Source organism: Chrysiogenia bacterium, from assembly GCA_020434085.1.
Lineage (GTDB): Bacteria > JAGRBM01 > JAGRBM01 > JAGRBM01 > JAGRBM01 > JAGRBM01.
In genome coordinates, this window is sequence record JAGRBM010000126.1 from 1 (window position 1) to 9,757 (window position 9,757).

Below are 9,757 nucleotides of genomic sequence, written 5' to 3' on the forward strand. Positions count from 1 at the left end.
CTTCAGATCTACGAAGGCACCAGCCAGATCCAGCGGCTGGTGATCTCGCGCGAGATCCTTTCCGACTGAGAGAGCGCAAAAGAAAAAAGAAAAGCCCCGCCGTTGGCGGGGCTTTTTTGTGCTTCAGGAAATCTACCAGGAGACGCGGTAGGTCGTGGACTCTGCGCCCTGACCCCGTGAGGGGGCGCTCTCGTCCTGCTCCACTTTTACGCGGATGGCATCGGCCGGTTTGAAGCGCTTGGCCATGGCCTCGATGATGCCGCGGTCGAAGTCGTCGGGATAGGGATTGTCGCAGACAAAGGTTCCCCCGCGCTCCCCGTTTTCCGTATATCCGTAGCTTCCTATTTTCCCGCCGCGGTGATTCATGTGATAGGCGACATCGATGCTGGCCAGTGCCTGATGGATGGTTTTGATATCGGGGGGAAAGACGGCGCTCTCGGGAATCTTCGTGCCAATCAGGTAGAGCGTGTTCTTGCCGATGCTCTCGCTGATCTGCTTGAAGGCATCGAGCCAGCTTTGCTGGAGATACCACGCGCCGCGCTGGGGATTCTCAACGCCGTTCTCCCGCAGAATACGCAGCGCGGTCTCGCGAAAACCGCCCATCGCTTCCACGGTGGACAGGATCGCATCGCCGAGCACTTCCACGCCCGGCTCTTTCGCCTGAAACTGGACCATCGGCTGCACCCTCTTCCCGGTCGGATTCGCCTCTATCGGGATTCTGCACGGGCTCGGCGGATTGGACAAGTACGCAGCGCTCACCACTCGTGACAAAAGCGACGCAAAAGCAAGGGGAGCCACAATGGGCTCCCCTTCCTGCAATCCGCAAAATGCTAACTATTCGGCTCAGAAGGCCTCAAACAGGCCTGCCGCGCCCATGCCGCCACCGATGCACATGGTGACAATGCCGTACTTCTTGCCGCGCTTGCGGAGCTGGCGGAGGATCGCGCCGGTCTGGCGCGCACCGGTCATTCCGTAAGGATGGCCGATGGAGATGGCGCCGCCGTTGACGTTGAGCTTCTCGGGATCGATGCCCAGCTTGTCGCGGATGTAGACCACCTGCACGGCGAAGGCTTCGTTGAGTTCGATCAGATCGATGTCATCGAGCTTGAGGTTGAAGCGCTCAAGCAGACGCGGGATCGCGAACACCGGTCCGATGCCCATCTCGTCGGGCTCGCAGCCGGCAACCACGAAGCCGCGGAACGCGCCCAGGGGCTCGAGGCCCTTCTTCTCAGCGGTCTTGTCGTCCATCAGCACCAGGGCGGCCGAGCCGTCCGAGAGCTGGGAAGAGTTACCGGCGGTGACGCTTCCCTTCGGGTTGAACGCGCCGGGCAGCTTGGCAACGCTCTCGAGCGTGGTGCCCGGACGATTGCCCTCGTCCTTGTCGAAGGTGTACTCGTGGTAAGTGACCTCACCGCTTTCCTTGTCCTTCTTCATCATTTTGACGTCCATGGGGACGATCTCATCGGCGAGGTCGCCGTTTTCCTGGGCCTCGGCAGTACGCGCCTGCGAGAGGACCGCGTACTCGTCCTGCGATTCACGGGTGACCTTGTAGCGCTGCGCGACCGTCTCGGCGGTCATGCCCATGGGCATGTAGACCGCGGCCTTGTGTTTCATCACCCAGGGATTGGGCAGGTTGTTGGTGTTCATCGTTTTCTGCACCAGCGAGATCGATTCCACGCCGCCGGCGACCATGATGTCGGCGCCGCCTGCCATGATCTGCGTGGCGGCAACGGCCGTGGCCTGCAGGCCCGACGAGCAGAAACGGTTGATGGTCGTGCCGCTCACCGTGACGGGGCAGCCCGCGCGCAGCGCAGCGACGCGCGCGACGTTGTTGCCGGTCGTTCCCTCGGGGAGTCCGCAACCGAGCACCACGTCCTCGACCTCACCGGGTTCGATGCCTGCGCGCTTGATTGCGTGTTCGATGGAATGGGCGGCCATGTCGGCGCCGTGGGTCATGTTGAAGGAGCCCTTGAACGCCTTTGCGATCGGCGTGCGTGCGCTCTGTACGATTACTGCTTGTCTTTCTGCCATAGGAAAGAGAGTCCTTTCAGCGAAAATTGCTGGGCGCATGTTGACCCAAAGCGTCAGGGCTTCGCAAGAAAAAAGCCCCGCGGCATGAAGCCCGTTCACTGACGAGTGCGTCAGGCCACTAATTCACTGAAATCATTCGTTGGATGCTTTGTCCGTGACCCGCCGGTCCGCGCGTGATCAGTCGCGGCAACGCCGTTCGAGCTGTTTCTGTTTGGCTTCGAGCGTGCGGAACTCGGCGTGGTAGGGACTCGACTTGAGGAGTTTCTCCTCGCGCTCGCGTCGCATCTTCCGGTTGTTCTCGATGCACGCGCGTCCGTCACCGCTCGAACAGGAAATCCAGTTGGGCTCGTCGCCGATCTTGCCCTTCTTGCGCTCTTCGCTCGCCCACTTCTCATAGCGGGCTTCCAGGTCCTTGCGCCGCGCTTCGAGACGCTCGATCGAGACCTGGCAATTGTCGCGCTTTTTCTCGCGCAGCGATTCGCGGCGCTCTTCACTGGTGGGCGCGGGGTCGCTGCCCGCGGAGGCCGGCGGCGGACTGATGCTCTTGTAGACGGGGAGCGAACTGTCTGAATCACCCTTGTCGGGAACGGTTCCGGTAGCCGGATCGGGGCGATCTTCGGGGGCGAGCTGGTCGTGGTACTGCGGCGGGATCTTCATCGGGCTGTCGACGATATGCACGTTGCCGCTCTTGTCGGTGTATTTGTAGAGCTTCGCCCATGAGGGTGCGGCGCTGCCCAGCAGCAGTGCGACTCCCACAATAACTCCGGCTAGAAATGATGCCCGGCCCATGCGCGCCCTCCCGATCGATCCAGTCCCGCGATGGTTCCAACTCTAGCATCCCCGCGCGCGAGCCAAAATGATTCAAAACACACCAGCGAAAAACGGGCTGGAAACCTCATCCAAGGGCGTGGAAGAGGTAATTCACATAACGCTTGAGCAGCACTTCCATGGCTTCCCAGTAGTCGTCGCGGCGAATGTCTGCGCCGCGGTGGGCGAAGGCCCCCCACTTGGGCATCCCTTGCCGATCAGCCTTGGGAAGCTGGGTCGCCAGGGCCAGCACCTCGTCGATGGGGCGGCCGAAGACCTTCGTCGCCGGCTCGTCATAAAGGTAGACGTGCGAGAGATCCTGCCCGCTGTGGGAGGCGAAGGCGTAGCTCGGCGCAAAGTGCCACACGAGCACCGGGATGTCGTCCCACCCGTCGTCCCAGCTCCACATGGGCTTGGGCCGCGACCAGCTTCCCACCGCGTAGTCGCGCCCGCCGATGAAGCGGCCGATGACCATGGGCGTGCCGTCTTCATAATTACCCAGGGGAATCGTCTCTTCGAAGAGCTCGGTGCCCTGCCCGTCCTTGCCGAACGGTCCCAGCGCCTGGGAGTACCACTTTCGAAAATCGCGCAGTTCGTAGGTCGCGTCGATCTGCAGCTTGCGATTGGCATGGGTCGGCACGGCGGGGCGGCCGCCCTGGAAGCGAAGCACTTTGGCGTTGCGCAGCAGGTCCTCGCCGTCGGCCGCCTGCGCGCAGCGCACGCCGTGCCCCTGCGGCTGGGCGTAGATGATGATGTGCGTGCCGCCCTCGGTGCGCACTTTGCCGTGCACCGGCTCGCTGCCCGTGGAAACTCCCGTACGGTTGAAGAGCAGGAAGCGATTGTGGAACCACGTGCTGGCATCGGCCACTTCCATGCTCTGCTTGTCCACGCGGATCATGAAGCCTTCGTTGTCGTTGTCGTGATAGCTCCAGCGCGTGAGCGCCTCGCGAATGGGATGGTCGTAGTCCTTTACGTGATAGAGCGAATAGGTGAGGTAGTAGGAGTCCTCGGTCTCGGCGGTGAGCTCGCCGTAAACGCCGGCACGGTGAGGGCGATAGCGCGGCTCGTTCTCCAGGTTGTCGCGCGGGTCCATGTTGCCGTCGAAATCGAGAAACACCGGAATGTCCCACTGCGGGTGGGCCGACATCTTGTGCACGATGACCGGGGCGTAGCGCTCGACAAGGTAGCGGCGGTATTCATCGCTCTGCGCGTAGGGAACCGGCACGATCTCCGGCGTTTTGGGACCGGGAATCTCGAGTTCCCGATCCGCCAGCCCTGCATCGAAGTCCGACTGCAGGCGGTAGTTCGATTGCTCGGCAATGACTGCTTCATTGAGTGAGATGAGCAGCTCACCCGTCACGTAGATGGTCATGGGAAAGCCGATGATCACGTAGCAGAGAAACTGCAGCAACCACGCCGCGAAAACGCCCGCCACGCTGCGCGCGGCATAGCGCGCGCGCAGCCTGCGCGGATAGTAGGCGCAGAGCCACCACAGGCTCCATGGATAGAAGAGAAACTTGGCGTAGTGGGCGACTTGGCGGGCCATCTCGCTGTTGGCGCGCCCCTGCCGGTCAGTCTCCCAAGTAGCGGGAGACTTCCCGAACGGCGCGCACGGCACTTTCTACTGCTGCTTCGATGGTGGCCGGTAGATCGGTGTCCGTCCAGTCGCCCGCCAGGAAGAGGTTCTCGATGGGCGTCCTTTGCGTGCAGCGCAGCTTTTCAAAGCCCGGCGCCGCCGAGAAAGTCGCGTGGGGTTCTTTCACCACGCTGGCGTGCACGAGCTTCGCCTCGCGCGCTTCGGGGAAGGCGTCCTTGATGGCTTCGATGGCGATCTCGGTCACGTCCCGATTGCGCGTGTCGCCGAGCAACTCGGCCGCGCTGGTAATGAGCGCATAGGGATGGCGACCCGGCTCGCCCTCGCCCAGGATCGCCTGACGGTCAAAGACCCACTGCACCGGAGAGTCGAGCAGGCCCACGTAGTCGGCTTCCATCTGCAGCGGCCGGTCGTACCACAGGTTGATGGACACGATGGGCGAGGACTCGATCTTCTCGACACCCGCAAAGAAGGGCTCACCCGCAAAGGGCGGCTGCTTGGCGAGCGTCGCCATTCCCTTGGGCGAGAGCGCCAGCACGTAGGCATCAGCGTTGAGTGTCTCCCCATCGGCGAGTTCCAGGGCGCTCACGCGCCCGCCCTCGGCGCGCACGCCCTTCACGGTGACACCGGTGCGGATCTGCGCGCCGCGCGCTTCGAGCCACGCGCGCGCGGGGTTCACGTAGAGCTCCGAGAGCCCGACGGTTGCGACGCCGAGCATGCTGTTCTTTCGCGAGGAGAGGAAACCCTGCTCAAGCACCTGCCCGAGCAGGTAGGCGCTCACCTTCTCGGGCACTTCGTTGAGTGTCGCAATCACGATGGGGTCCCACACCGCGCGGCGCAGCGCCGGAGTCTGCCCCATGCGGTCGAGATATTCCGCAACGGAAATCTCGTCGAGGGATTTGGGAACACCGAACCGAAGCCGCAACAGCGGCAGGCCCGCCATCATGAAGGCGAGCTTGTCCTTCCATGAGAGATTGTCCAGCCCCAGCACCCCGACCAGCAGGTGGAAGGGCGCGGGCAGGTTCGGGCAGCGAAGCCAGACCGTGCGCCCCATCTCGGGATCGCGATAGGGAACCTCGAGTTTTTCCTGGAAGCGCACTTTCCCCGCGGTTCCGATGGTCTCGAGAAAGGCCATCGTCTGGTGGTAGGCGCTGATGAGCAGATGCTGGCCGTTGTCGGTATCGGCGCCGGTCCTGGGGTCTTTAAAGGAATGCGCGCGCCCCCCGAGCATTTTGCGCTGCTCAAGAAGCGTGACACGGGCGCCCGCCTCGGTGAGGCGCACGGCGGCGGCCAGGCCGGCGAACCCGCCGCCGACCACAATGACGTGTTGGTTCTTCATCTTATCCCAGGAAGCTGCGGGCCCAGGCGCGCAGCGCGGTCATCACCCGGCGCAGTTTGGGCGGTTTGATCTCGCCGTTAAAGACATCGAAGTGGCGGTTTTCAATCTCGATGAGCAGGTCGTGGTAGACGTCGCCCATGATGGCCGCCGCCGCCATGTTGCGGCGCTCGGGTCCGCTGAGCAAGGCCGCGGCCTGCGCGTAGTAGCCGCGTGCGCGCTCGGCCTGGAACTTCAGCAGGTTCACCATCGCCCCGTTGAGGTTGCCCCCGGCGATGTCCGACTCGGTTACGCCGAAGCGCGCCATCTCGTCGGCGGGCACGTAGATGCGGCCCACTTCGTGATAGTCCTTGCCCACATCGCGCAGGATGTTGGTGAGCTGCAGCGCCTTGCCCAGTGCCACGGCGTAGTCGCGGATCTTGGGGTCTTCGTACTCGAAGATCTCGATGCACAGCAGTCCCACTGCGCTGGCGACGCGGTAGATGTAGGTGTCGAGTTCCTCGAACGTGGCGTAGCGATTCTTGGAGATATCCATCTCGCAGCCATCGATGATCGCGTCGAAAGCGTGGCGCGGCAGGCCGAAGCGCGCGATCCACGGCATGAGCGCCCGCGCGAGTGGGTCCTCGGGCAGCCCCGCGCCGTAGGCCAGGTCGAGGTGGCCGCGCCAGGCATCCAGGGCGCGCTGTTTTTCTTCGGCGCTGCCGGGCTCATCGACGATGTCGTCGACCGCGCGGCAGAACGCATAGACCGCCGTGATGGCGTCCTGCTTCTGCTTTGGCAGAAAGACGAAGGAATAGAGAAAGGACGAGCCGCTCTTTTGCGTCACGTCGTAGCTGGCACTGAGATCATTCATGGTCGCTTCCATCAACCTGGACACTCCGTTTGGGTCGCCGGCGGCAGCAGGCGCGCCTTGCGCGGCCACGAGGTGAGCGCGCGCACGCCGATGACGAGCTTGTCCCAGCCGCCAAGCGTCGGCCGGTGATTGGCGCAGTCGTAGCCGGCCGCCTCGATTCCCGAGAGAATTCGCTCGCCGCCGTGCCAGACCGCGCGCAGCCACAGCGCCAGGCGCCCGCCCACGAACTCGGGCAGCGGCCTTCCGCGCTCAAGCAGCGCGCGCGCCCGCTCGCATTCCTGCTTGAGCAGTGCGCGGTAGTTGTCGTCGACATTGCCCGCGCGAATCTGCTCTTCGGTGACGCCGAATTTCTCGCGCTCGATCCGCGGGAGATAAATCCGGTCTTTCTCGATGTCGATGAAGACGTCCTGCCAGAAGTTGATGAGCTGCAGGGCCGTGCAGATCGCGTCCGACATGGCGTCGAGCTGCGGGCTGTGAAAGCCGTGCAGGCGCAGCACGATGCGCCCCACCGGGTCGGCCGAGCGGGTGCAGTAGTCGAGCATCTCCTCGGGCGTCTCGTAGCGCGACTTGGCCACGTCCTGGCGGAAGGCGCTCAAAAGGTCGCGAAAGAGCTGCGGCTCGATGCGGTAGCGCTCGATCGCGTCGGCCAGCGCGATGAAGGCCGGGTGGCGCGGATCGCCGGCGAGCGCGCGGTCCAAATGCGCTTCCCACTCATCGAGAAGCTTGATGCGGTTCTCGGCCGGGGCGAACTCGGCCTCGTCGGCAAAGTCGTCGGCCTGCCGGGAAAAGGCGTAGACCGCCGCCACCGGGCGCGAGAGATTCTTGCCCAACAGCAGGTTCGAGGCCGTGGGGAAGTTCTCGTAGTGACTCGCCGCGCGCGCGGCGCACCACTCATAGGCCAGCTCGGTCCCCTGGCGGGGCCAGGCGGCGGCCTTCGATGTTTTCTCAGCATCACTCACGGCGGGCGAAACGCTCCCCTCCCGGTACCTGACTGAGCAGTCAGGACCGCAAACCTAGTCCGCCGCCCCCGCCCGGGCAAGGGCGGGATTTCCCCTCTCCCTTTCAGGTATAGGGTGCCCGGAGGGCGGGTGAGGGTGAACTGCCTGTCCCGCCTCGACACATTCACCCTCACCCTCGCTTCGCTCTTCCCTCTCCCTGAAAGGGAGAGGGAAAATGGGCATTCTCCCTAAGGGGCAGCCCGCGCTTGCAATGAGGGGCCCCGCGACTACTATCGGCGCGCCATGCCGACGTTCGAGGTATCAAAAGAGTATTTCTGGGCCGGCGCCCACTACCTGCGCGACTACAACGGGCCGTGCGAGCGCATGCACGGCCACAACTGGAAGGTCCGCGTCTACGTGCGCTGCAACAAGCGCGACGAGCAGGGCCTGGTGGTCGACTTCAAGCACCTCGAGCGCGAGCTCCTGACCATCCGCAACCGCCTGGACCACCAGGTGGTCAACGAGGTCCCCCCCTTCGACGAGCGCAACCCCTGCGCCGAGAACCTCGCCCTCTACTTCATGGAAGAGCTGGGCAAGATCTTCGACACCGAGCGCACCTGGGTCTCCAAAGTGATGATCTGGGAGACCGATTATTCGATTGCGACGGTGACGAGCGACAGAGTTCAATAATTTCCCAACACCGATCAGCCCCTCTCCCTCTGGGAGAGGGTGCCCGAAGGGCGGGTGAGGGTTCCGTTACGGCAGCACCCGAACCCTCACCCTCGCTTCGCTCGACCTCTCCCAGGGGGAGAGGTGGAACGTCCACGTCCACGCCTGCCCTGAGCCTGCCCTGAGCCTGCCGAAGGGTCCACGAAAACGGGACCGCGCGACGCGCGGGTGTCAAGGCGACGCGGCTGCGCTACACTCCCCCGCCATGAGTGAACTCAAACGAATTTGCGTCTATTGCGGCTCTTCCAAGGGAACCGATCCGGTCTTTGAGAAAACGGCTGTGCATCTGGGTGAGCTGCTGGCCGCGCGCGGCATCGGGCTGGTCTATGGCGGCGGGCACGTGGGGCTGATGGGTGTCATCGCCGACACGGTGCTGCGCAACGGCGGCGAGGTCACGGGGATCATTCCCCACGCGCTCGAAAAGAGAGAACTCGCCCACCACAGCCTGACCGAGCTGATCGTCTGCGGCTCCATGCACGAGCGCAAGCAGCACTTCCACCAGCTCTCGGACGCCTTCATCGCGCTGCCCGGCGGGCTGGGCACTTTCGAGGAACTCCTCGAAACGCTCACCTGGATGCAGCTCGGCATTCACGCCAACGCCGTGGGGGTTCTCAATGTCGAGGGGTACTTCGACGCGCTGCTGGCCATGCTGGGGCGCGCGGTCTCGGACGGATTCCTGCGCAAGGAAAACCGCGACCTGCTCATCGTCGAGCGCACACCCGAGATGCTGCTCGACGCGCTTGCGCGTTACAAAGCGCCCGATGTCGAGGGATGGATCAGCCCGGAGAAAGAATAACCGGCTGATAAAGGGAGAATGTCATGGAAGCAGTTATCTGGATCGTGGGAGCCGCATTCGCGGGAATGGGCGTGGTCGCGCTGGCCAGGCCCCAGTTCATCATGGATTACTTCGACGTGAAGCTCACCGCCGACGGACGCAATGAAGTGCGCGCGGTCTACGGCGGCATGGGGCTGGCCCTTGGTGCCGCGCTGTTCTGGGCGACGCAGAACCATCGCTACAGCGCGGGCATCATCATGGCAATGGCCATTGCGCTGGGCGGCATGGCCGCCGGTCGCGCAATCTCTGCAACAATGGAGAAGCCGGGCAAGTGGCCGACCGTCTTCTTCGTGATCGAGCTGGCCAGTGCGATTGCCCTCTACCTGGCGATTCCCAAGGGCGCGGGCTTCAACCTGAGCTTCTAGCCCCCTCGGCCCGGCCTTATTGCAACTTCGGCGGGCGCCCCTGATCAGCCCTTCCCCCGCGCCGGGGGAAGGTGGCGCGCACCGCGCGCCGGATGGGGGCCTTTGAAACGGCCCCCCCCCGGGCCCGGCCACATTCAAGCTACGCCGGCGGCGTGAAGCGTGCGATTGGGCAGCGCCCCCTCAGCCCGGCCTTGCCGGGCAGCTCCCCCGGCGGCGGGGGAGCGTAACGAGGCGGCGCCTTTGGCGCTCAGTATTTCTTCGAAAATTCC

The 9,757-nt window shown here is 64.0% G+C and carries 10 protein-coding genes; 3 read left to right on the top strand and 7 right to left on the bottom strand.

The window, feature by feature from the left end; all coding sequences use genetic code 11:
• Nucleotides 1-132: 132 nt before the first annotated feature.
• The 7 genes from KDH09_04150 to hpnC all read right to left on the bottom strand — a co-directional run bounded on the left by KDH09_04150 (nt 133) and on the right by hpnC (nt 7,523).
• A complete protein-coding gene (locus tag KDH09_04150; protein MCB0218862.1) occupies nt 133-675 on the bottom strand; it encodes a hypothetical protein in 543 nt (180 codons plus the stop codon).
• Nucleotides 676-843: 168 nt separating this feature from the next.
• The gene (locus KDH09_04155) at nt 844-2,031 is read right to left on the bottom strand and encodes an acetyl-CoA C-acyltransferase (GenBank protein MCB0218863.1); all 1,188 of its coding nucleotides are present in this window, start codon (nt 2,029-2,031) and stop codon (nt 844-846) included.
• 177 nt (nt 2,032-2,208) lie between these two features.
• Complete coding sequence (locus KDH09_04160; protein ID MCB0218864.1) at nt 2,209-2,787, bottom strand: DUF4124 domain-containing protein; 579 nt, start codon at nt 2,785-2,787, stop codon at nt 2,209-2,211.
• 139 nt (nt 2,788-2,926) lie between these two features.
• Nucleotides 2,927-4,384, bottom strand: a complete 1,458-nt coding sequence (locus tag KDH09_04165) for a hypothetical protein (GenBank protein MCB0218865.1) — start codon at nt 4,382-4,384, stop codon at nt 2,927-2,929.
• A gap of 25 nt (nt 4,385-4,409) precedes the next feature.
• Nucleotides 4,410-5,771 carry a hydroxysqualene dehydroxylase HpnE gene (gene hpnE / locus KDH09_04170; GenBank protein MCB0218866.1) on the bottom strand — a complete coding sequence of 454 codons (1,362 nt, stop codon included), beginning with the start codon at nt 5,769-5,771 and terminating at the stop codon, nt 4,410-4,412.
• Nucleotide 5,772: 1 nt separating this feature from the next.
• Nucleotides 5,773-6,621 carry a presqualene diphosphate synthase HpnD gene (gene hpnD / locus KDH09_04175; protein ID MCB0218867.1) on the bottom strand — a complete coding sequence of 283 codons (849 nt, stop codon included), beginning with the start codon at nt 6,619-6,621 and terminating at the stop codon, nt 5,773-5,775.
• Nucleotides 6,622-6,632: 11 nt separating this feature from the next.
• Nucleotides 6,633-7,523 carry a squalene synthase HpnC gene (gene hpnC, locus KDH09_04180; GenBank protein MCB0218868.1) on the bottom strand — a complete coding sequence of 297 codons (891 nt, stop codon included), beginning with the start codon at nt 7,521-7,523 and terminating at the stop codon, nt 6,633-6,635.
• Nucleotides 7,524-7,862: 339 nt separating this feature from the next.
• Between hpnC and KDH09_04185 the strand changes: the two genes are divergently transcribed.
• From KDH09_04185 to KDH09_04195, 3 genes are all read left to right on the top strand, one after another.
• On the top strand, nt 7,863-8,249 hold the full coding sequence (locus KDH09_04185; protein MCB0218869.1) for a 6-carboxytetrahydropterin synthase: 387 nt from the start codon (nt 7,863-7,865) through the stop codon (nt 8,247-8,249).
• Between the two features lie 244 nt (nt 8,250-8,493).
• On the top strand, nt 8,494-9,084 hold the full coding sequence (locus KDH09_04190) for a TIGR00730 family Rossman fold protein (GenBank protein ID MCB0218870.1): 591 nt from the start codon (nt 8,494-8,496) through the stop codon (nt 9,082-9,084).
• A 23-nt stretch (nt 9,085-9,107) separates the two neighbouring features.
• Nucleotides 9,108-9,488 carry a DUF4345 domain-containing protein gene (locus KDH09_04195; protein MCB0218871.1) on the top strand — a complete coding sequence of 127 codons (381 nt, stop codon included), beginning with the start codon at nt 9,108-9,110 and terminating at the stop codon, nt 9,486-9,488.
• Nucleotides 9,489-9,757: the final 269 nt, after the last annotated feature.